Source organism: Pseudomonas sp. Sample_21, assembly GCF_004307525.1.
Classification (GTDB): Bacteria; Pseudomonadota; Gammaproteobacteria; order Pseudomonadales; family Pseudomonadaceae; genus Aquipseudomonas; species Aquipseudomonas atacamensis.
The window spans coordinates 13740-37175 of record NZ_RCNZ01000126.1 but is presented as its reverse complement, the minus strand read 5'-3'; the positions used below and the strand labels follow the sequence as shown (position 1 = coordinate 37175).

The following is a 23436-nucleotide window of genomic DNA, read 5'->3' as shown; positions in this document are numbered from 1 at the left end:
GTGAGGGGGATGGATTTCAGCTACACCACAAATCTCTGCCTCACTCCGCCAGAAACATCTCCCGACTCAACCCATGCCGCTGCATCTTTTCATTGAACGTGCGGCGCGGCAGTTGCAGTTCTTCGAGCACGGCTTTGACATCACCCTTGTGCCGGGTCAGCGCCGCGCGCAGGCATTGCGCTTCGAACGCTTCCTGCTGCGCCGCCAGCGATTGCCCCGGGTCGATTCCGGCGACCGGTTCATCAAGCCCCAGTACCTGACGCTCGGCAACGTTGGCCAGTTCGCGGACGTTGCCCGGCCAGTCATGGCTGAGCAAGTGACTGAGCTGCGCACCGGTCAACGGCGGAAAGGTCCGGCCCAGACGCTGAGCGGCATTCTGCGCGAAGGTCTCGAACAGCAACGGAATGTCTTCGCGGCGATCGCGCAGCGGCGGCAAGCGCAGTTCGGCGACGTTCAGGCGATACGCCAGGTCCTCACGAAAACGCCCGGCGCGAGCTTCGTCGAGCAGGTCCGGTTTGGTCGCCGCGACGATACGCAAATCAACGCGAATGCTTTGGTTCGAACCCAACCGCTCGAGTTTCTGTTCCTGCAAGACCCGCAGCAATTTCACCTGCTGGGCCAGCGGCATGCTTTCGATCTCGTCGAGAAACAGCGTGCCGCCATCGGCGTATTCCAGCTTGCCGATGCGTTTGCCCGAGGCGCCGGTAAACGCGCCGCTCTCATGGCCGAACAGTTCGGCCTCGAACAATTGCTCCGGGATCGCCGCACAGTTCAGCGCCACGAAAGGTTTGCCGGCGCGCGGGCCGAAATCATGCAGGCAACGCGCGACCAGTTCCTTGCCGCTGCCGGTTTCACCACGGATCAGCACGTTGACCGGCAACGTCGCCAGATCCAGCACCTGCCGACGCAATGTCTGCAAGCCGCGGGACACGCCGAGCAACGTCGCATCCAGCCTAGCGCGGTTGTCAGCCAGTTCGTGCAGGGCGCGGTTTTCCAGGACCAGGCGGCGTTTGTCCAGCGCCCGGCGCAGGCTGCCGAGCAGGGTTTCCGGGCTGAACGGTTTTTCCAGAAAGTCGTAGGCGCCATCGCGCATGGCTTCGACCGCCATCGGCACATCGCCATGGCCGGTAAGCAGAATCACCGGCAGATCGCTGTCGCGCTGTTGCACTTGCGCGAGCAATTGCAAGCCGTCCATGCCGGGCATGCGCACGTCGCTGAGGATCACCCCGGCAAAATGTTCCGGGAGCGCGGCGAGGCATTCTTCGGCACGGCTGAACAATTGCACCTGAAACCCCGACAGGCTCAGCCACTGTTCAACGGCGTCGCGAATGCTGCTTTCGTCGTCGACCACCATCACCGAATTGAGCATCAGATGTGTGCCTCCAGATCGATTGGCAGGGTCAGGCTGAACACTGCGCCGTGGTCGCCATTCTCGACGCTCAGGCGCCCGCCGGATTCATGCACGATGGCGAAGGATACTGCCAGCCCCAGGCCGAGACCATCGCCCACCGGTTTGGTGGTAAAGAACGGATCGAACACTTGGCCCAAATGTTCCTCGGCAATCCCGCCGCCGTTGTCGCTGACGCTGAGCCGCCACAATTGCTCATCGGCCTCCAGACGGATTTCCAGGCGCTTGCAGGCTTTACCCTGCATCGCATCCAGCGCGTTGCGCAGCAAATTGATCAACACCTGTTCCAGACGAATCGCATCACCGCGCACCCACGCCGGACGGGTCAGATGCAGCACCAGGCTGACCTGCTCGTCACGCAGTCGCGCATCGAGCAGTTGCAGCGACTGATCGACCACCGTCGCCAGATCCAGACGTTCGCGCAGACCGCTCGGGCTTTTGCGGGCGAAAGTCTTGAGGTGGCCGGTGAGGGCAGCCATGCGCGTGAGCATATCGTCCACCGGTTTCAGCGCCTTGTAGGCGTCATCGACACGGCCATGTTCGAGCAGCAGGCGCAGGGTGGCCAGCTGCATGCGCTGGGCGGTCAGCGGTTGATTGATTTCGTGGGCCAGTGCGGCGGACATCTGCCCCAGCGCGGCGAGTTTGGCCGACTGCACCAAACCTTCCTGCGCGGTGCGCAAGTCGCGGGTGCGCTCCTCGACCAGACGCTCGAGTTCTTCGCGATTGCGCTGACGGACCTTGGCCAGCCGCCAGCGCTGATTGAGAAACAGCAACAAGAACACCAGCGCCAGCCACACACCGGAGGCGGCCAGCGCGGCGTTGCGCAAATCTTCGAAGGCCACTTGCGGGCGGCGCAACAGGTGCAGGGTCCAGCCTTCGGTCGCCAGTGGCAGCGATTCCCACAGATAGTCCGCCGTGCCTTGTGGACCTTCGACCCGGCGCAGATCGCTGTTGTCATCGAAGCGCCGTAGCGGCAAATGGGTCAGCGGCAGCAGCGATTGCTTGTCGTACTGACGCGTGGTTTTGATCTCTGCCAGATCATCGGCGCTCAACGGCCGCAAGGCGCGATAACGCCAGCCCGGCTGATTGGCGATAAAGATGATCCCGCGTGCATCGCTGACCAGCAGCGTGTCGCTGCCCTGACTCCATTCGCGTTCCAGTTCGGGAAATTCCAGCTTGACCACCATCGCGCCGAGAAACTCGTCGTTGCCGCCAAGTACGGCGCTGGAAAGGAAATAGCCGGGAATGCCGCTGGTCACGCCCACTGCGTAAAAACGCCCGGTGCCTTGGGTGCGGGTCTGGCTGAAGTAGGGGCGGAAGCCGTAATTGTGGCCAACGTAACTGCTGGGCAAGCGCCAGTTGCTGGCGGCCACGGCCAGGCCGGTACGATCCAGCAGTTCAAGGGTCGAGGACTGCGCCGCACCGTTGATCTTTTCCAGTTTCACATTCAATGCCGCTTGCTGCGCAGCATCGACCGGGCCGGCCAGGGCCGAACGCAATTGCGGGTCCAGCGCCAGCACGGCGGGCAGGGCGCGATAGCGGTCGATCAGGGTGTGCAAGGAGTTGGCGTACAACCCCAGTTGCTGATTGGCGCGGGCCGCGTCTTCTTCCAGCGCCTGACGCTCGGCGTGGCGCATCGCGAGCGTCGCGGCAATGACCGTGCCGGCGATGATCAGCAGGGAATACAACGACAGACGCAGGGTACGGGAAGTCGGCAGCATGCTGGATCAAAGGTCGGCAGGACGGGCGGGCACGATAGCATGGGCCGAGATGGCCGGGCGCGCTGTTCGCGCCGGCCGTGTCTGCTAAACAGCTGTCTCCTGTACCTGACGTCGATGCACAAGATTCAACCTCGGCTTCGGCACCGGTCTTGCCTGAGGTTCGGCAGCGAGCGAGCGCTCCAGTTGCTGCAGGCGTTCAGTCACGCCTTGCGCCTCGCTCGGCGCTTCGATGATTGCCTGTGCGGTTTGCATGACCTTGTCGATGGCTTCGAACGGGTCTACACCATTCCTGGACAGCTTCATGACCTGACGCTGTTTTTCTGCATCCAGTGCGTCCAGTTGGGCATAGAACATCTTCTGGATGTGCTCGGAGTAGCTGTTGAGGTTATCCGTGAAGGTCTTGATGCTGTCGATAAGCGCAGCACCTTCATCAAGAAGAGCCCCCGCGCCGTCGACGGCTTTTGCAGCGCCGTCGCCCAGCGTTTTCAGCCCGTCCTTGAGCTCTTGGGTGTGCAGTGTCTGCGCTGCTTTCAAACCTTTCTTGAAGAAGTGGTAACGCAATACCGGAAACACTATTGCCCCCGCGATTGCCCCTGCGCCGGAACCGATGGCGTTGCCGATTCCGGGTACCACGGTGCCGATGACACTGCCGATGGCGATGCCTTTGCCGATACCGTAAAAGACCGATTTGATGCCGGCCCGGGAGGTGATGAATTTGCCGAACGTCATGCTTTTGCGCACCTCCTCGATGTTCTGGCCTTCAGGAATCAGGCCATCGAACTCGGTGGTCAGGTTGTGCAATTGCTCCGCCGCAGTTTGCGCTTGATCAAAAATACCCACCGCTTTTCTGATCAGGTCAAACACCACTTTGAAGGCACCGGTCTGGTCGACATGAACGATCGGGTTGTTACCGACGAATCCATACAGATTCAACCCATCCACATCCCCCGCCGGATCGGCACTGACCCAACGCTGCAACCACGGCGCGTAATACCGGGCGCCGTAGTAGTACAAACCGCTGACATCCATTTCCTTGCCGGAATATCGGATGAAGCGGTATTCGATTTCCGATTCCGGCGCCATCCACGCGGTTTCGCCGAACGGGTAATAGCCTTCTGCGCTGGTGACCACAGCGTTTTCATTGAGCTCCATTACGCAAGAGCCGAGGTGGTCTTCGAGGGTGTAGCGCATCTGGTCGTCTATCGGCACTGAACGTTGCGCCCAATGCAGGCAGCGCGCGTTACCGAGGCTGATGATGTGCAGCTCCTCGCCGTTGTCCTTGCTGCGAATTTCCAGCCCCGGCAGGTAGCGCACCTGGTGGAAATGGCGGACCTTGTCGGTGAACCATTCATGACATTTGAGGACCCGCTGGCCGGCGCTGTACTGGTAATACTCGGCATCGTTATCGCCGTCCTGACGGATAACCAGATCCACGCGCTCCAGCTCATCACGCCTGCTCCATTGCAATGACGGACCGTGGCGCAGCTTGCGTTGATTGCCGTGCGGGTCGAACCAGGTACCGAAGTCCGGCGGCTCGTCGCCCGTTTCCCAACGCACCCCGCGATTGCTTTTCTGGTCGATGTACATCGTGCGGGTACGACTGTTGCCGTCGCGCTGATGACGCAATTCGGTCAGATTGCCGCCATCGTCGTAGCTATACGTCTGGGTGTAATTGAGGCGGTTTTTCTCGTCGGGCGGTCGCGGCGGGCCGGGAATGTCCGGGGGCAGCGCGTCGTCATGACCGGTCGCGCGGACCAACCGGTACAAAGAGTCGTAGCTGAATTCGCGGTGGCCGTCGACCCGTTGATTGGCGAACCAGACGGGCTCGAAGGCGTGGTCTTCGATGCGAGTGATGTTACCGACGCGATCGTAGAAATATTGCAGATCCTGCAATGCGGGTTGGCCGGGCTTATGGCTGATCCGGGTGCGCAAGCGTCCGTCGGCTGGATCGTAGGTCCATTCGCTGAGCACCAGGTTGCCGTCCTGTTGCTCGATGATCTGGCCATTGGCGTTGTAGTGCGCAGCCAGCAATACGTGGTGCCGTTCTGTGCCTCCGATCAGCAGATCCACTGTTTTAAGCTGTCCTGCGACTCCGTAGCGCGATTGCCGGCAATGCCCGCCGGCGTCGGTTTGCTCGAGCATGGTACCGAGCGGGCTGAATACCTGATGGCTGGCGAAAGATGCGCCGTCGTGAAACAGGCGGGTCTCTTGCAGTGGTTGGCCGGTGAGAGCGTAGCTGGCAACTTCGAACGAACCGGAGGCATCTGTCCGTTGGATCAACTGGCCACGGAGGTTGTTACCTGTATCGGCAGAACCGTCGGCATAGGTGAAGGTATCGAGTTGTGTCTTGTCGTTGCCGGTCATCTCGAGCTTCACCACGCGCAGTTGCTCGTCGAACGACGACTGCCAATGCTGGTGGCGGCCGTCCCATCGCTGCACTGGCTCGCCGGCCAACCCGGGCAGCATCAAACGCTGGCCGCTGTCAACGCTGGCGGTGTACAGCGCATCGCCGTTCAGCGCGTAAACGGTGCTGACGTTGGCAACGGCCAGACGCGGATCCTGCTGCAGTGCCAGACGGCCGGCCAAATTGTATTGCTGGCGAGTCACGAGGGCTTTGGGGGAGGCGCCGGCCAGGTTGCGCAGGTAATCGACCTGCCGGACAGTAAAGCCTCGACCGTCAGTGGCCGATAAGGACGGCGTGCGCAAGTGCATGGTTTCATCGTCCATTTTTAAACTTGGCAACCAGTGGACTGCCAGTTTTTTTCGATGCCAGATGTCGCTGCCTTGCCAAATACTGGTTGTCCGTCGACCCCATCTCTTTGTAATGCGCGAGGCCGGCCTGCGCTTGCGCGATGTTCGCAAGTACAGCCCGGTTCCTTTGCTGCAGGCCGGAACGCGTGATGACCGCCAACGTTTCGCTGGACGTGTTGCTGTTCGCATTCGGCAGCACATTGGCGGGCGAAACACTGTCAACGCCCAGTGCATCAAAGGCATTTTCTGCCCATGCAGACCGTTCTTCGATGGCTGCTTTCCAGTCGCTGAGCATTTTCTCGATCTTTTCGATTTTCACCGGGTCGAGGCGGTTCTTGATGTCCTGTGCTTCCTGCGCCCGACTTCCGATATTCAGTGCGCCGGGAATGATGGCGATTACCGATCCGAATACTCTGTTCATCAAAAACACTGGGTTGGTGATCGCATTGAGTGCTGGATGGAGCAGCTCCCTCCTGAAGTCTTTCCAGGAGTTGATCTCCCTGACCGATTCCTGAATTCCCAGACTTTGATCAATCGCGCTGACGGACATCTGCGAGGTCTGCGGTATCAAAGGACCGACGCGAAGCCTGACATGGTCAGCCAGTGGTTCGCCAATAGCTGCGGCGACATCTCCACCGATGTTGCCGCCGATCAAGCCTGAGGGTTTCAACACATTCGGCTTTACTTCAAGAGCGGGGATCATGGTGTCAAATTGCGTACCACCGATGGATCCACCCTCATAACCGATAACGCCTCTGAGGGTTTCTCCCGCCAGATTCATTGCCATGCTCAGTGCAACATCCTGATGAATGATGTTGTGCAGCTGTCCCAGTACTTCTTCGGAATGCCCTTCCACGGCGGATGCGAACGCCGAATACAGCATGATCACGCCTTCTGCACGCTTGTTGCCGTCCGGATCGATGAAACGGATCGGGTTATTTCCCACGAATGCATATAAATTCAGGCCGTCCGCCTGCTCGGCGTCAGTACTGACCCAACGCTGCAACCACGGCGCGTAATACCGGGCGCCGTAGTAGTACAAACCGCTGACATCCATTTCCTTGCCGGAATATCGGATGAAGCGGTATTCGATTTCCGATTCCGGCGCCATCCACGCGGTTTCGCCGAACGGGTAATAGCCTTCTGCGCTGGTGACCACAGCGTTTTCATTGAGCTCCATTACGCAAGAGCCGAGGTGGTCTTCGAGGGTGTAGCGCATCTGGTCGTCTATCGGCACTGAACGTTGCGCCCAATGCAGGCAGCGCGCGTTACCGAGGCTGATGATGTGCAGCTCCTCGCCGTTGTCCTTGCTGCGAATTTCCAGCCCCGGCAGGTAGCGCACCTGGTGGAAATGGCGGACCTTGTCGGTGAACCATTCATGACATTTGAGGACCCGCTGGCCGGCGCTGTACTGGTAATACTCGGCATCGTTATCGCCGTCCTGACGGATAACCAGATCCACGCGCTCCAGCTCATCACGCCTGCTCCATTGCAATGACGGACCGTGGCGCAGCTTGCGTTGATTGCCGTGCGGGTCGAACCAGGTACCGAAGTCCGGCGGCTCGTCGCCCGTTTCCCAACGCACCCCGCGATTGCTTTTCTGGTCGATGTACATCGTGCGGGTACGACTGTTGCCGTCGCGCTGATGACGCAATTCGGTCAGATTGCCGCCATCGTCGTAGCTATACGTCTGGGTGTAATTGAGGCGGTTTTTCTCGTCGGGCGGTCGCGGCGGGCCGGGAATGTCCGGGGGCAGCGCGTCGTCATGACCGGTCGCGCGGACCAACCGGTACAAAGAGTCGTAGCTGAATTCGCGGTGGCCGTCGACCCGTTGATTGGCGAACCAGACGGGCTCGAAGGCGTGGTCTTCGATGCGGATGATATTGCCGATGCGATCGTAGAAATATTGCAGATCCTGCAATCTGGGGTGAGCAGTTTTCTGACTGGTGCGCGTATGCAGGCGTCCGTCGGCCGGGTCATACGTCCACTGACTCAGGACACCGTTACCGGCCAGCTGCGAGATGATCTGATTGTTCGCGTTGTACTGCGCATCCAGCAAGACCTGCGTGACTTTCGTCTCGACTTGCAGCTCCATTTGCCTGAGCTGCCCGGCAAGACCATAGCGCGATGCTCTGCGATGGCCGCCGGCATCGGTCTGTTCAAGCACGGCGCCAAGCGGACTGAACACCTGATGGCTGGTGAACGCTTCGTTATCGTGAAAAGTGCGCTTTTCCACCAGTGCCTGTCCGGTGAGGGCATAGCCGGTGATGTCCAGCGAACCTGACGGATCTGTCTGCCGGATCAACCGGCCGCGCAGGTTGGAGTCTGCTTCGGCAGAGCCTGGGGCGTACGTGAAGGTATCGAGCTGATTTTCGCCGTTTCCCGAAACTTCGAGCTGCACCACGCGCAATTGCTCGTCGAAGGTCGACTGCCAGACGTGGCCGCGCTCATCCCAACGGTGTCCGGGCTCCCCGGCCCTGCCCGGCAGCAGCAGGCGCCAGCCGCTATCCCGGCTGTTGGTAAACACGGCGATATCGTTCAGCGCAAACACGCTGGTTGTGTTTGCTGTCGGCAGGCGCGGATCCTGTTGCGCGACCAGACGCCCGGCGACATCGTGGCGCTGGCGAGTCACGAGAGCTTTCGGCGTGTCACCCGCCACGGTACGCAAATAAGCGACCTGACGGACTGGCAGGCCACGCCCGTCGCTGACGGTCAGCGAAGGCGTGCGCCAATGCGCGGAGGCGGTCATGAGCCTGACCCACGCGTAGACACCAGCTCTTCAGCGGTGTCGTTGAAGTCCTCACTGGCGTGATACCAAGGATGATAAGTCTCGCGGGAAAAGTCGCCCTTGGCATTGATCAGCTTGATCGGACGCCCCGCTGCGTCATAGAACAGCTGATCGAACAACCCGAGTTGGCGCAGCGATTGATCATTGACGTAGCGGTGGGTGTTGGCGAAAAACGGCCGGTATTGGCGCTGCGGCAGACCTTTGTTGTTGTATTCGACGCGTTCACTGATGCGCCAGCGTGTCTGCGTCGGTTGCTCACCTTCTTCGATCAGCAATTGACCATCCTCACCCACCACATAAGCCAACCCCGGATCGACCTTCTGCTGGGTTTGCAGTACCCGACCAAAGCCGTCGACGCAGGTTTTGACGATCTGGATCTGCGCCTTTATGGCGTCGTACGGATAGCGGTCGGCGCTGAGCACTACGGTGTGAACCGGTTCTCGGTAAGCCAGTTCAATGGCCGTGAGCAATTGCTGGTCTTCAGGCGTCGGGCCGGGATTTCGCGCAAGCCGGCGACGTGCGCTGGCACGGATATGCCCGCCGGGCAACAGGTCACCTTGCTTGATCGAGCGGCTTTGAAGTGTGGAGGCGGGTATCAGGCCCATCCAGCTGAAAAGGTTTTTGTGCAGAGTGCTCGCTGCGTGTCCTACGGTATCTTCCGGAAACTGAATGGCGTATTCCGGACTGGGATCCGGCAAGGTCCAGTCATCGGTCAGCTTGTCGAATCCGGCAGGTTTGCCGTTCTCGGTACCGTGAAAGCTGATGACCAGCGGCTGACCGGAAGGCTCGTAGATGACTTCTTCAGTGTTGTCATTGGCGTCGGTGATTCGCTTGGGTTTCAGGGCGTGATAATCGAACTCCGCGACCTGGACGGCACAACCGTCGGGCAATTCCATGCGCATGACTGTCAGATAGTGTTGATCGTATTCGGCTTTGGTCACGCCATGGCTTGGCGTTTCATTGAAATCGAGCACGTTGTAGAACGCTTGCAAGCCGCCGTACCGGGCCAGATTGAACCGCGACGACCAAAGGTTTGGTTCCTCGCTGGGCGGTGCTTCGAACAGCAGCGCCATGGGTGAGTAACCAATTGCCGCGAGGGCCTCGCGGATATTCAGGTCCGGCACAATGCTGTAAGCGTCCAGCGCGGTTTTATCCAGCAGGGCAAGCTCCAGAGAGTGCGACAGCGCTTCGAATCCGGCGACGCCGTCATCCAGTTCAATACCCTCTACGTCCACATAACGCTGTATGGATTGCGAAGTCAGTACCCTTTCCATGGCCCATTCTTGCGTATCCTGCAGCTCTCTCAGTGATTCGAAAGACACCCGTGCCGGGTTCAACTCGCCGGGGAGCGTACCTTTGGCCAATTTCAGCGCATCGCCCCGTTCCAGATACGGCAAGCCCAATCGCCATTGCTGTGGCTCTGGCAGATTGATCAGACGTGCACGGGTTTCACTGATGTAAAAGTATTGTTGCGCCTCGTCGTGAGCGTCGGACCACCATTGATTCAGATGGTCTTCGGTGAAGGGGGGCGGGCTCTGGGCGGTCAACCTGCGCGCATAGCTCACCGTAAGTGCGTGGGTCGCGGCGCCATAAGCGTTCCAGCGCAGGGTGACATCGTGGCGGCACAGCGGGTCGTTGATAAAACCGTCGTACTGATAGCTGATGGCTTCGACCTGAAGGGGCAGCAGAACGGCTGCGGCATATGGACCCTGTGGCCGCACCTCGCGAACCAGATAGCGCTTCTCTTCTACCGAGTACAGTGCGGCTGCACCGGGCGCCTGCGCATCGGCGCGGTAGGGAAAAATTTCTGTTCGAGCGACCGAGCCAACCAGTGCCTGCGCAATCCGATAGCGACTGTCGGACTCCTCCGGAGTGACGGGCTCATCGATTTCACCTTTGGGGTGGTAACGACTGAACAGGGTTTCGCCCAACGGGCAGGCGTTCACATCCGCGCTGAAATAATCGTCGCGGGAGCGATTGATTTCCTGACCGTTGTGAAACCAGGTGCATGTTTGCACCGGCTCGCTGAAGCCAGGCTCTGAAGGATCGGTTCCAACCTCGCAGTCAAGTTGCTGCAAGTAGCCGAACCCGCGAAATTCCCTCTCCCTGCCGTCGTAGAACCCTTCGCGCCAAGTGAACGACTGGGTCAACCGGTTGCCGGTGATCTCGTCGTGCTGCTCCTGCTTCTTCACCACGGCCAGCGGAAAGGGCAGGTGACATACCGGTGCACGCTCAAGTGCCAGCAGCCGCTCCTTTTCATCCAGCCATTCCTGAGCCGAGCTGCGATAAGTCACGCTGCTGGAACAGCCCATGTTGTTGTTACTGTTGACCAGCAGGTAGGGCTTGGCTGCAACAAAATCGTAGCGCCAATGCCGCGGCTGGATATGCGGCACCGTCAGAATCAGGCTGGCGCAACCGAGGCCTTGCAGGTCGGCGAAACTGACCTGGCACAAACGGTCATAGCGCACGCCTTCAGGCCACGGCACGCTGACGGGAATCTGCTCCAGGCCGTTGCCGCCCCGGTTCAGGTAAATGTCGAACCCTTCGGATTTGAGATAGATCAATGCCGGCGCGCCGGAGCCATCGAGATCGGCCAGACGTACCCGCGAGGCGTCGAATTCTTCATGGGTGAAGGGCAGGGCGCTGATCTTGCGACCTTGACCGAATTTGCCATGACCAAGATTCGGCCAGCAGCGGACCTCGTCATGGCGGATGCGGCACAGCTCGGGCATGTCGCTGCCGAGCAGGTTGCCCAGAAGCACCAGTTCGGTTCGCGAGTTGCTGAACACCGGCAGACGGTCGTCTGCGTATTCATGGGGTATTTCCTGTGCGGCGGCGAAGCCTTTTTCGCGCAGGCTGGCATAGAGGCGCACGCGGTCGGGGCTGATGCTGGCCGCTGACATCAGCCCGTCGCCGCTGAAATCCCCCATGGTCAAAGTCAGATCCTGGTGTTCCCGGGGAAACTTGTCGAACGCGCTGAACAGTTCGAATTGCCGCTGCGCATTCAGCGCATGAAACCCGCAGTAACCCAACCGGGCGATGATCAGGTCCAGGCGGCCGTCGCCGGTCAGATCAAGCAGTTGCGCCACGGCGCGGTTGCGATCTGCCACCGGGATCCTGTCCAGCAAAACCCATGGGCCGTAACCGATCAGTTCGGTACCAGGCGCCGCGCGTAGCGGTTCTCGGTAATACCAGGCGTTGTCGTAGCGGCAGAGAAAGCCCGGCACGCCCTCGCCATACAAATCGACGCATTGATAGAACCCGCCGTCTTCGATGCCCGGTTGAGTCTCGTTTTCCAACAGGCGTGCGGGTGCCTTGTTGATCTCGAAGGGCGAGTATTCGAACTCTAGCGGCGGTGAGTGCTCGACATTGCCTTGCGCATCGAAGGCCTGATAGTGCGCCGCGCTGATCTGGCTGTAGGCCCACTGCGCAGTGTTCTGGATCGGTCGATATTCCAGCAGCAGGCGACGTGCAAGTTTTGCCTCTGTCGCCAGGCCCCCGGGGAAGTGATGAAACATCAACACTTGCTGGCAGAGCCTGCGGGTGCTCAGCTCAAAACCCTGGCCATAGGTGGAAAACGGATCAGGCCGCAGCCGCCAGCGGTTCACTTCCTCGTAGCTCGGAATCTCCGTCAGCGAATTGCTGCGCTCGCCGTAATCGAACACCAGTTGAAAATGCCATGGCAGATCCGTCGGTCGGTCAGTGTCCCAGCTGTAAAGGTGATCGCTCGCCGTGGCATTGCCGTAACACACTCGTCGCAGATAGCGCTGGGCGCGGTAGTCGTGAATCGGGTCTTGCTCGTCAGGCTGATCGTCGGCCTTGTACTCGTAGCAGATGTGTTCGCCATGGGCGTTCATGCTTTCACACAATAGCCAGCTGCTGATGCGTGATGGGTCGTCGGGGTCGGCACGGCGTGAGGCGGTGGTTTTGCCGTAGACATGCAACGTACCGTCGGCGCCGTGGATCAGCCAGAAAGGGGCTCCGCCGTCAGCCGGATGCCAGCATTCGCGCAGGGAAAAATCACTTTCGATCCGCGCCCGGTAAGTCACGACGTTGTGTTCGGCAATGGGGCGGTCTCTGTAGCTGTGTTCCGTGCGCGACTTCAGGTTTCCGGCATCATCGAGCTCTGGCATCCACACCTCGCCGTCATGCCCGATGATTTCATCGTGCTCGGTATAACGTGGAACACCTTTGTTGGTGCGGCGGCTGATCTGGCTCAGGCCCAGGTGGCAACCAAGGCCAAACGAACCGTTACCGCTCTGGCTGTTGATTGCCAAGGGTATTTGCGGACCGTAGCCACGACCGCTCGATAGCGGGATCAGCAATTCGCATCCAGCCGAGGCGGTCGGCCCAACGGCGCTCCAGCTTTTGCCGATGGTGGCGATCGATGAGCTTCTGGCGATGGAAGGAGCTGTGATGCTGAGGTCTTGATCGGCCATGGTCGAATCCATTCGCGCTACATAGGGCGTATGGATAGACGCTAACAGGAGTGGGCCGCTAATGGACCTGTCAGATCTGACAGGTGCGCAAGATCGTTTTCTGTGCTTGGGCGATTCTTTTATCGCAATTGGTTTGAACACACAAAAACGGCCGGGGCATTTTTGCGGATGCACCGGCCGTTTTCATGACGCCAGAAGCTTACTGCACTTCTACCGCCAGGCTCTCGCTGATCTTCTGCTGCCAGATCGCCGGGCCAGTGATGTGTACCGACTCACCTTTGCTGTCCACCGCTACGGTGACCGGCATGTCCTTGACCTCGAACTCGTAGATCGCTTCCATGCCCAGCTCGGCAAATGCCAACACCTTGGACTTCTTGATCGCTTGCGCAACCAGGTAAGCGGCGCCGCCGACAGCCATCAGGTACACGGCCTTGTTGTCCTTGATCGCTTCGATCGCGGTCGGGCCGCGCTCGGATTTGCCGATCATGCCCAGCAGGCCGGTCTGCTCGAGGATCTGGCGGGTGAACTTGTCCATCCGCGTTGCGGTGGTCGGGCCGGCCGGGCCAACCACTTCGTCACCGACCGGATCAACCGGGCCGACGTAATAGATGAAACGACCCTTGAGGTCGACCGGCAGAGTTTCACCCTTGTTGAGCATCTCGACCATGCGCTTGTGCGCGGCGTCGCGACCGGTGAGCATCTTGCCGTTGAGCAGCACGGTTTCGCCCGGCTTCCAGCTCTGCACCTCTTCCGGGGTCAGGGTGTCGAGGTTGACGCGACGGGCCGATGGGCCGGCTTCCCAGACGATTTCCGGGTAGGCGTCCAGCGGTGGTGCTTCCAGCGAGGCCGGGCCGGAACCGTCGAGCACGAAGTGTGCGTGACGGGTGGCGGCGCAGTTGGGGATCATGCACACCGGCAGCGAGGCAGCGTGGGTCGGGTAGTCCATGATTTTCACGTCGAGCACGGTGGTCAGGCCACCTAGGCCCTGGGCGCCGATGCCCAACTGGTTGACCTTCTCGAACAGCTCCAGACGCATTTCTTCGATGCGGTTCTGCGGACCACGGGCCTTCAGCTCGTGGATGTCGATGGACTCCATCAACACTTCCTTGGCCATCACTGCGGCCTTCTCGGCGGTGCCGCCGATACCGATACCCAGCATGCCCGGTGGGCACCAGCCGGCGCCCATGGTCGGCACGGTCTTCAATACCCAGTCGACGATCGAGTCGGACGGGTTGAGCATGGCCATTTTCGACTTGTTCTCGGAACCGCCGCCCTTGGCCGCCACGTCCACTTCCACGGTGTTACCCGGGACGATGGAGTAGTGAATTACGGCCGGGGTGTTGTCCTTGGTGTTCTTGCGAGCGCCTGCCGGGTCGGCAAGGATCGATGCCCGCAGGACGTTTTCCGGCAGGTTGTAAGCGCGACGCACGCCTTCGTTGATCATGTCGTCCAGGCCCATGGTGGCGCCATCCCAGCGCACGTCCATGCCGACACGGACGAACACGGTGACGATACCGGTGTCCTGGCAGATCGGGCGATGGCCGGTGGCGCACATGCGCGAGTTGATCAGGATCTGCGCCATCGAATCACGGGCCGCTGGCGATTCTTCGCGCAGGTAGGCTTCGTGCATCGCCTGGATGAAATCCACGGGGTGGTAATAGGAAATGAACTGCAGGGCGTCGGCAACGCTCTGAATCAGGTCATCTTGCTTGATCACGGTCATGAGTCGCGCTCCTCTGAAAACGGTGGGGAAGCTACAGGCTTCTAGCTTCGAGCGGCAAGTTAAAGCATTACGCGGACAGCTTGAGCTTGCCGCTTGAGGCTTGCGGCTTATGGCTGTCCCTTTGTGGCGCGACGCTAAAAAGGCGCGGCAGTATACCGCGCCTCGGTGGTGGGGGCACATTGGCTTTTGGTCGGATGACCCTGTGGCGAGGGGATTTATCCCCGCTCGGCTGCGCAGCAGTCGTAAAACTGTGGGCTCAGTGTGATTGACCGGTTGCAAGGGGCCACTTCGCAGCCCATCGAAGATAAATCCCCTCACCACAGGGACCTGGTGCGGGCATCAATGCAGCTCAATCAGGTCATGCATTTGACGTCAATTTTCGAGCCCGAAAATCGGTGGTCATTTAGCGACCGGCCCTCTAAAGTGGCATCCGGTCTGTAGAGTAGGACACTCGGTCAGCCTCCTATCGCACGGTGAGTCAACGATTGACCCATAACGCCATTCAACGCCTTTTGCTCAAACGCTTCGCCCTCGCTGCGGCCACCTACGGATTGGCTTTGCTGCTGCTGTGGCTGGCGTTTTTCACCGGGCATTATCAGCAATCGCTCAGTGGTGTGGCCATCGGCAGCGCTCTGGTGGTCATCAGTCAGGCGAGCCTTTTTGCCATGTTCTGGAGCGGGCGCAACCAGCGCTTCGCCGACCCCAGCCTGACCGAAGCGCAAGTGCTGATGGGGCTGGGCTGGCAGACGTGGCTGATCGCCCATGTCGACGAGGCACGCGGCGCGTTTCTGGTGTTCTATGTGCTGATCCTGCTGTTCGGCCTGTTCCATCTCACCCGACGGGTGTTCATCCGCTGCGCGCTGCTGGTGTTCTTCAGTTTCTCCGCGATTACCCTGTGGGACGCTTACCACTTCCGCTTGGCCGAGCCTGCGCTCGCGGCGTTGCAAGTGTGCATTCTGGCAATGGTTTTGGCGTGGCTGGTGCTTTACGCACGTTTTGTCCAGGTCTCGCGGCAACGTCAGCGTCAGCGCCGGTTTGCCTTGCAGGCGCATCAGGACACCCTGCGCGGGATGATGCGCCAGCTTGAAGACCTGGTGGCCACCGACGAACTGACCGGGCTGTTCAATCGCCGGCATTTCCTGCGCATCGCCTCGCGCGAGCTCAACGCGTTGGACGGCGACGTAATGCACGGGCTGGCGCTGATCGATCTGGACCACTTCAAACGCATCAACGATCTGCACGGCCACGCCGCCGGCGATCAGGTATTGCAGGCGTTTGCCGGTGTGGCGCAAGCCTGCCTGCGCGACGGTGACGTGCTGGCGCGTTATGGTGGCGAAGAATTCGTGGTGCTGGTGCCCGACTGCGATGCCGAACGCCTGACCGCGTGTTGCGAGCGTTTGCGCATCGCCTTCAGCGAGGTGGAATTGATGGGCCTGCAAGTGCGCAACCTGAGCCTGTCGGCGGGCATGACCCTGCTGTCCGTGGGCGATGATCTGGATGAGGCGTTGCAGCGTGCCGATCAGGCGCTGTACCGGGCCAAGCGTGACGGGCGCAATCGCTGTGCCGCCGCGTGGGAGAACGTCGATGCCTGAATTGCGTGTCGGTGATCGGCAGTGGACGGTTGAGCCGGGCAGCAATCTGCTCGACAGTCTCAATCAGAACGGCGTTGCCGTGCCCTACAGCTGTCGCGCCGGCAGTTGCCATGCCTGTCTGGTGCAATGCATCCGAGGTGTGCCCAGCGACAACCGCCCGGATGCCTTGAGTGCCGAGCAACGTCAGGACGGTTGGCGCCTGGCCTGCCAATGCCAAGTGGTCGAAGACTTGCAGGTGCATACCTTCGACCCGATTACTGACGGTCTGCCGGCCTTGGTCGAAGCGCTGGACTGGCTCAGCGACAGCGTTCTGCGCCTGCGCCTGACAACGCAGCGGCCATTGCGCTACAGCGCCGGCCAGCATCTGGTGCTGTGGATCGGCCACATCGCCCGCCCGTACTCGCTGGCGAGCCTGCCGCAAGAAGACCGCTTTCTGGAGTTTCACCTCGATTGCCGCCAGCCCGGCGAATTCGTCGATGCCGCCCGCAAGCTGCAGATCGGCGACTCGATCCGCCTCGGCGAGCTGCGCGGTGGTGCTTTGCACTATGACCCGGACTGGCATGCGCGCCCGCTGTGGCTGCTGGCCGCCGGTAGCGGTTTAGGTCCGTTGTTCGGTGTGCTGCGCGAAGCCTTGCGTCAGGATCACCAAGGCGCCATCCGCGTCATTCACCTGGCCCATGACGAACGTGAGCACTATCTGGCCAAACCCCTTGCCGCACTGGCTGCGCAGCGGGAAAACCTCAGTGTCGAGCTGTGGACCGCGGCCGAGTCGGCCGCCGCTTTGGCGCAACTGCGCCTTGTTTCCCGGCAGACCCTGGCCTTAGTCTGCGGCTCGACGGCCAGTGTCGACGCCTTCGCCAAGCGTCTGTACCTGGCCGGATTGCCGCGCAATCAACTGCTGGCCGACGTGTTTGTGAGCCGTGGTTGAACGCTGATTTTCAGACGCGAGACACGCCATGACCGAAGCCATCCTGCTGGAACGCGAACGCGGTTTGCTGACCCTGCGCCTCAACCGCCCGGGCAAGAAAAACGCCCTGACCCGCGCCATGTACAGCCGCCTCGCCGAAGCACTGAAACAGGCCGACGGTGACCCGGCAATCAACGCCGTGCTGATCACTGGCAGTGCCGAGTGCTTCACCGCCGGCAACGACATCGCCGACTTTATCGAGCAACCGCCGAGCGACCTCGACAGCCCGGTGTTCCACTTCATGCTTAACCTGCTCGAATGCCGCAAACCAGTGATCGCCGCCGTCGCTGGTGCAGCGGTAGGCATCGGCACGACGATGTTGCTGCACTGCGATCTGGTCTATGTCAGCCGCGACGCCAGGCTGCGCATGCCGTTCGTCAATCTCGGATTGTGTCCCGAATTCGGTTCCAGCCTGATCCTGCCGCGTTTGCTCGGGCAGGCGAAAGCGGCTGAGTTATTGCTGCTTGGGGAAGGCTTTAACGGCGAACAGGCTGCGCAGTGGGGGATCGCCACCGAAGCGCTGGACAGCGGTGAAGCGGCGTTGAGCAAGGCGCGAGAAGTGGCGCTGCGGTTTGATGAATTGCCGGCCGAAGCGGTGCGCATCAGCAAGCAATTGATGCGAGCGCCGGATCGGGATCTGCTACGCAAGGTGATCGAGGAGGAGGGTGCGTTGTTCACCCAGCGCCTGCGTTCGCCGGAGGCGGTGGCGGCGCTGATCGGATTTGTCCAACGGCATTGAGAGCGTCGTTGGGCCAATCGCTTTCGATAAGTCACCCCACCTTCTGGATCACCTGACAAAGCGTCCCGCCGTTTATACAGCGGGACTCCCACCTATCAGGCGTGGTAGCGCAACAGTCCGATTTTTCCGTCAGGCAGGCGAGCACAAATCAAAATCTTGCCGTCTTCCTGTAATGTCAAACCAGTTGCTACGTGCAAACCGCTTCCCAACTCAGTGCGAACCCAGCCGTGCGGATAATTGAACGATGGGTCGAATTGCTCATCGATAAATCGCGCGATGACAATATATCCTTCATTGTCACTTCTGACTCCCCCGGCAACTACAGCTTTTCCGTCCGCTTGAATACGTCCGACTAGCCAAGTGGTGAAAGCGCTTTCCTCAAGTTTGGTAAAGAGGGGCTTGCCGCCATTGAATTCACCGTCCGGCTCACCATTGGCCTTGATGCTGATCAGTACGGCGGGTTCGCCTGTTGTATAACCTACACCCAGAATGTGCTGGTTGGGTTGCAATACCATGCTGCGAATCAGAAGTGAATGCGCATCGCTGGCGATAGTAACGAAACCACCCTCACCAAATGTCCTATCGAGCTTACCCGAGGTGTCGTAACGCACAAACATGGCCGAACTGAATGGATCTGAAAGTTCCCCGACATTGCCGCATCCAAGATATTTGCCATCAGCCTGTACCATTAGATTGAGCAGAACGGTGTTACCAAGCAAATATCGGGGATGAATTACCGCGATGTAGCCAATCTGATTGAAATCCGTATCCAGCGTTCCGTTTTCGTTGAGTCGAATAATCAGGCCATGGCTCTGCTGCCAGTCGAAACTGTAATAATGGGACGCAAGTAGTTTGCCGTTGGGCAAAACTTCTACACTGAGCGGTGTGGCGGCGTTCCCCTCGAAGGATTGAGGCTTGACTGTAGAGGGGGCTACGGCCGGTGGCGATAAAATTATATCCAGTACGGTTTGGCCGTTTGTACCGAAATCCGTATCCGGCTGACCTTGAGCGTCGTAGCGGCAAAAAGCCGCGGCGTTCTGGCCTGCAGAACCTTTAACAATACAATGCACAATTATTTTTCCGTCAGGCTGGATGGTTAAGGACTGCACCCCATTCGTGCTTAGTGCAAAACCCGGAAAATTACCTATGACAAACCCGGACTTACCAAAATCGGTGTCCACTTTACCGTCACTCAATAGCCGGCCGAGTATGTATTGGGTCGGGAATGCCACAGGTTGAGCTGCTACGAAGTAAATTTTTTTATCCGGGCCGATCTCCACTCCGTGGATGCTTGCTGACGGGTATGGCGGCACGGTAATCATCGCGACCCCATTTGCGCCAAAATCAAAATCCAGGGTCCCTGCGCTGTTTGATGTTTGTATGTTCATTGTATGGTCCGTGATCGATGTTTTTGGATGAGAGCGCCATTGTTCGCCGGAGGCGGTGGCGGCGTTGAGCAGGTTTTTTCGGTGACGGTCAAGACGCCTTCGCGAGCAGGCTCGCTCCCACGGGGGAACGCATTTCAAAGTTGGGAGCGAGCCTGCTCGCGAAAGGGGTTGACCAGACCATAAAACTCTCAATCAGGGGCAGCCGGTAAACTCGTCGCCAGGTCACTCGATCAATCCACGGCCGACGCATTGAACCCGTTGCCCGTCGACTTGCCTTTGGCCGAGGAACGTCATTTTACCTTCACCGATTGCAACCCCGGTCCAGATCCCCCTCTCCAGGTCGAACACTCGCCAGCCTTTGCCATCCGCAAAATCCGTGTCCAATTTGCCGTCATCGGTGAATCTGGCAATAACATGGTTAAAACCAGAGGACACTTGACTCAGCCCGGCAACAAGTATGTGTCCGCTGCTCTGGATGGACGCGTCAAGCCATAAGGTGTCAATGCCTTGCAGTCTGCTCAGAAGTGGTTTGCCTGCGTTGAACTGGATGTTGGGTTTACCGTCGGATTCCCGGCTGATCAATACGCCATGGTGTGCAGGCTCGGTATACCCAACGGATAACAGCCGCTTATTCGTCTGCCCGATAACTTTCAAGACATTGACGCTCAGCGAGTTCTCTATCGGATCCATCACTTCAAAGCCATCAACGGCGAACGAGTCATCAATTTTCCCGGTAGCAGTCAAGCGGTTGAGTACTGCCCGGTAAGGATCATTGCCACGTACACAGCCCGCGAGCACGTAGGTCCCATCCTGTTTTGCCAATAGATCGTATAGCTCCGTGTGAGTGAAATTCGGGTGGAGAACATAGGCGATTTCTCCCTCGTTAAATTCAACATCCCGTGTGCCGTCAGGCAAGAGCCGAATGACGGCTGTCGCCACTTTGTTTCCATCCCGATCTACGGTGGTATGCAATACGATCTTGCCGTCAGGCAGAACGGTCGACCGCTGGCTACCGGTTTTTGAGTTCGCTGCGTTGGGTAGTTGCTGGTGCTTCTGATGTGCCGTGTCGTCGTCCGTGAGGTAAACAGCGACTTTGCCGGTTTTGTTGAATGCCGGATCAAGGTTGCCAGCGACGTCGAGACGCACGACGCCTATGGCACGCTTGAGGTTAGCCTGAAAGAAACTGCCGATGAGCAGCAGTTTGCCGTCGGCCTGTTCCACTATTTCGTTAGCGAAGGAATGCGATCCTTCTCCGTCCTCAAATTGACCGGTTACGTAGCCACTCTGGCCAAATTGAGTGTCGTGTACGCCATTGCTATCCAGTCTGATCAAGTAGTAGGCATCACCGTTCGATTGGCCTACGCTTCCCGCGATATAGGTGCGCCCTGATTTGTCGACCATCACCCCCCGCAGGACAAGGTTTCCTGAAAAATCGGGAGGTTTTTTCGGAGTGGCAACGCCCTGATTGCCAAACGTTGGGTCGAATTTACCTGGCGAGATGTTTGCCGCAACGTCCATCTTCAATCCTCCTTGATCACGACTCGTGCCCAGTCTTGAGTGATTGGGTGGTGAAGTAGCACGCTAGTCAAGAATGGCTCTTGCAACAACTGACAGAACTGACAGTTGACGTTCTGTGAAAACTGGTTTTCAGCGACATGCAGACAACAAAAAGCCCCGCCATTCACATGGCGGGGCTTTTGCGTTTCAGCGGCCGGTCACTCAGACCTGCGGATCACCGACATGCAGGATCTTCATGCCGTTGGTGCCGCCAGTGGTGTGGTAGCTGTCGCCCTTGGTCAGGATGACCCAGTCGCCTTTTTCCACAACGCCGCGCTTGGTCAGTTCGTCGATGGCTTTCTGGCTGACTTCGTGCGGCTCCAGCGAGGCCGGGTCGAACGGGATGGTGTAGACGCCACGGAACATCGCCGCGCGGGCCTGGGCTTCGCGGTGCGGGGTGAACGCGTAGATCGGCACCGAGGAGCGGATCCGCGACATGATCAGCGGGGTGAAGCCGCTTTCAGTCAACGCAATGATCGCTTTGACGCCCGGGAAGTGGTTGGCGGTGTACATGGTCGCCAGCGCGATGCTTTCGTCGCAGCGGCTGAATTCCTTGCCGATGCGGTGGCTGGAAGTCTTGCCGGTCGGGTGCTTCTCGGCGCCGACGCAGATGCGCGCCATCGCCTGCACGGCTTCCAGCGGGTAGAGACCAGCGGCGGATTCTGCCGAGAGCATCACAGCGTCGGTATAGTCGAGCACGGCGTTGGCCACGTCGGACACTTCAGCGCGGGTCGGCATCGGGTTCTGGATCATCGACTCCATCATCTGCGTCGCGACGATCACCGCTTTGTTGTGGCGGCGTGCGTGCAGAATGATTTTCTTCTGAATGCCCACCAGCTCGGCATCGCCGATTTCCACACCGAGGTCGCCACGGGCAACCATCACTGCGTCGGAAGCCTTGATCAGGCCATCGAGGGTTTCGTCGTCGGCCACGGCTTCGGCGCGTTCGATCTTCGCCACCAGCCAAGCAGTGCCGCCGGCCTCGTCACGCAGTTGACGGGCGTATTCCATGTCGGCGGCGTCACGCGGGAAGGACACCGCGAGGTAGTCGACTTCCATTTCGGCGGCGAGCTTGATGTCGGCCTTGTCTTTTTCAGTCAGGGCCGGCGCGGTCAGACCACCACCGCGACGGTTGATGCCTTTGTGGTCGGACAGCGGGCCGCCGATGGTCACCACGCAATGCAGCTCGGTGGCAGTGGCGGTTTCAACACGCATCACCACGCGGCCGTCGTCGAGCAGCAGCTCGTCGCCCACGCCGCAGTCCTTGACCAGATCCGGGTAGTCGATGCCGACCACTTGCTGGTTGCCTTCGGTCAACGGATGGCTGGTGGAGAAGGTGAACTTGTCACCGATCTTCAGCTCGATCTTCTTGTTGGCGAATTTGGCGATACGGATTTTCGGGCCTTGCAGGTCGCCGAGCAGGGCGACGAAGCGGCCGTGCTTGGCAGCGAGGTCACGCACCAGTTTCGCGCGAGCCTTGTGCTCGTCGGGGGTGCCGTGGGAGAAGTTCAGACGGGCAACGTCCAGACCAGCCAGAATCAGCTGTTCGAGAACTTCCGGCGAGTTACTGGCCGGGCCAAGGGTAGCGACGATTTTGGTACGACGGACGGACATGCAAAGACTCCTGAGTTCAAGCGCAGGCAGAGGCTACTATGCTCGAAGGGTGTAGTCATTGTTCGAATGCACTACTTATCGTTTTCTTTATTGAACGTGGCAACTTCGGGACAAACGCGCCTGAAGATTTTCGACCAGGGGTCGATACAGAGCACAAGACAGGAGAACCCCCATGCGATTGTTGCCCATTGCCGCCCTTGCCCTCAGCGTCCTCGCCGCGACGGGCTGCACCCGTTGGTCGATGAACCATCATTTGAACAACGCCTACAGCGCCTATGAACGTGGCAATTGCGAGCAGGTCATGCTTGAACTGTCCAAGGTCGAACGTGCGAGCCGCGCCCGCCCGTACGTGTGGCCGGAAGTGTCGATGATGCGCGGCCAGTGCCTGGAACGGCAGAAGCTGTACATCGACGCGGTGCAGACCTACCAGTTCATCATCGCTTCGTACCCCAACAGCGAATACGCCTACCGCGCCCGCGCGCGTCTGGAAACCTTGCAGAGCCTGGGCCATTACTCGACACGCAGCGCCGCTGCGGTGGTGCGGCCGACACGCTTCTGACGGTACTGTCGTACAAAATCTGGCCGTCTGTACAAGCTCCGCTATAGTCAAGGAAACCGCTTGCGAGGCTTGTCTCGATGGCGGCGCAACACCTGCGACTGGCAGTGGTAAAAGTGACGGCGATTGTCGCGACCGTCACACCGGAAGCGGGGAGAGCGGGCCTGCCTACAGGCTCGTTCCGAAGCACAGG

13 protein-coding genes are annotated in these 23436 nt (G+C 59.6%); 4 read left to right on the top strand and 9 right to left on the bottom strand.

The annotated features are described in order from the left end of the window. Positions 1–40: 40 nt before the first annotated feature. The 6 genes from D8U71_RS24450 to D8U71_RS24425 form a co-directional block, all read right to left on the bottom strand. Positions 41–1369, bottom strand: a complete 1329-nt coding sequence (locus D8U71_RS24450; protein ID WP_130888873.1) for a sigma-54 dependent transcriptional regulator — start codon at positions 1367–1369, stop codon at positions 41–43. After that, entirely contained in the window at positions 1369–3129 is a 1761-nt protein-coding gene (locus D8U71_RS24445) for an ATP-binding protein (RefSeq protein ID WP_130888872.1), read from the bottom strand. Before D8U71_RS24445 ends, D8U71_RS24450 begins: the two co-directional genes overlap by 1 nt. A gap of 84 nt (positions 3130–3213) precedes the next feature. Then, entirely contained in the window at positions 3214–5856 is a 2643-nt protein-coding gene (locus tag D8U71_RS24440) for an RHS repeat-associated core domain-containing protein (protein WP_241664255.1), read from the bottom strand. Continuing rightward, complete coding sequence (locus tag D8U71_RS24435) at positions 5846–8629, bottom strand: RHS repeat-associated core domain-containing protein (RefSeq protein WP_130888871.1); 2784 nt, start codon at positions 8627–8629, stop codon at positions 5846–5848. The genes D8U71_RS24440 and D8U71_RS24435 overlap by 11 nt, the downstream gene beginning before the upstream one ends. Then, positions 8626–13107 carry a SpvB/TcaC N-terminal domain-containing protein gene (locus D8U71_RS24430; RefSeq protein WP_130888870.1) on the bottom strand — a complete coding sequence of 1494 codons (4482 nt, stop codon included), beginning with the start codon at positions 13105–13107 and terminating at the stop codon, positions 8626–8628. The genes D8U71_RS24435 and D8U71_RS24430 overlap by 4 nt, the downstream gene beginning before the upstream one ends. A 199-nt stretch (positions 13108–13306) precedes the next feature. Continuing rightward, a complete protein-coding gene (locus D8U71_RS24425; protein WP_024014122.1) occupies positions 13307–14830 on the bottom strand; it encodes a fumarate hydratase in 1524 nt (507 codons plus the stop codon). Between the two features lie 485 nt (positions 14831–15315). Between D8U71_RS24425 and D8U71_RS24420 the strand changes: the two genes are divergently transcribed. Genes D8U71_RS24420 through D8U71_RS24410 form a run of 3 tightly spaced genes read left to right on the top strand, consistent with a single transcriptional unit; the run spans position 15316 to position 18128 of the window. Next, positions 15316–16422, top strand: coding sequence for a GGDEF domain-containing protein (locus tag D8U71_RS24420; protein ID WP_016773456.1), 1107 nt, complete (start codon positions 15316–15318; stop codon positions 16420–16422). Next, positions 16415–17350, top strand: a complete 936-nt coding sequence (locus D8U71_RS24415; RefSeq protein ID WP_130888869.1) for an iron-sulfur-binding ferredoxin reductase — start codon at positions 16415–16417, stop codon at positions 17348–17350. The genes D8U71_RS24420 and D8U71_RS24415 overlap by 8 nt, the downstream gene beginning before the upstream one ends. Positions 17351–17378: 28 nt before the next feature. After that, entirely contained in the window at positions 17379–18128 is a 750-nt protein-coding gene (locus D8U71_RS24410) for an enoyl-CoA hydratase-related protein (protein ID WP_130888868.1), read from the top strand. Between the two features lie 95 nt (positions 18129–18223). Here D8U71_RS24410 and D8U71_RS24405 read toward each other — a convergent pair whose 3' ends face one another. The 3 genes from D8U71_RS24405 to pyk form a co-directional block, all read right to left on the bottom strand. After that, positions 18224–19516, bottom strand: coding sequence for a delta-60 repeat domain-containing protein (locus D8U71_RS24405; protein WP_130888867.1), 1293 nt, complete (start codon positions 19514–19516; stop codon positions 18224–18226). Between the two features lie 222 nt (positions 19517–19738). Then, positions 19739–21034: a hypothetical protein gene (locus D8U71_RS24400; protein ID WP_130888866.1), complete on the bottom strand. Its 1296-nt coding sequence runs from the start codon at positions 21032–21034 to the stop codon at positions 19739–19741. Positions 21035–21235: 201 nt separating this feature from the next. Further along, positions 21236–22687: a pyruvate kinase gene (pyk, locus tag D8U71_RS24395; RefSeq protein WP_024014116.1), complete on the bottom strand. Its 1452-nt coding sequence runs from the start codon at positions 22685–22687 to the stop codon at positions 21236–21238. 172 nt (positions 22688–22859) lie between these two features. Here pyk and D8U71_RS24390 point away from each other — a divergent pair, with 172 nt between their 5' ends. Beyond that, positions 22860–23246, top strand: a complete 387-nt coding sequence (locus D8U71_RS24390; protein ID WP_130888865.1) for a tetratricopeptide repeat protein — start codon at positions 22860–22862, stop codon at positions 23244–23246. Positions 23247–23436 lie beyond the last annotated feature (190 nt).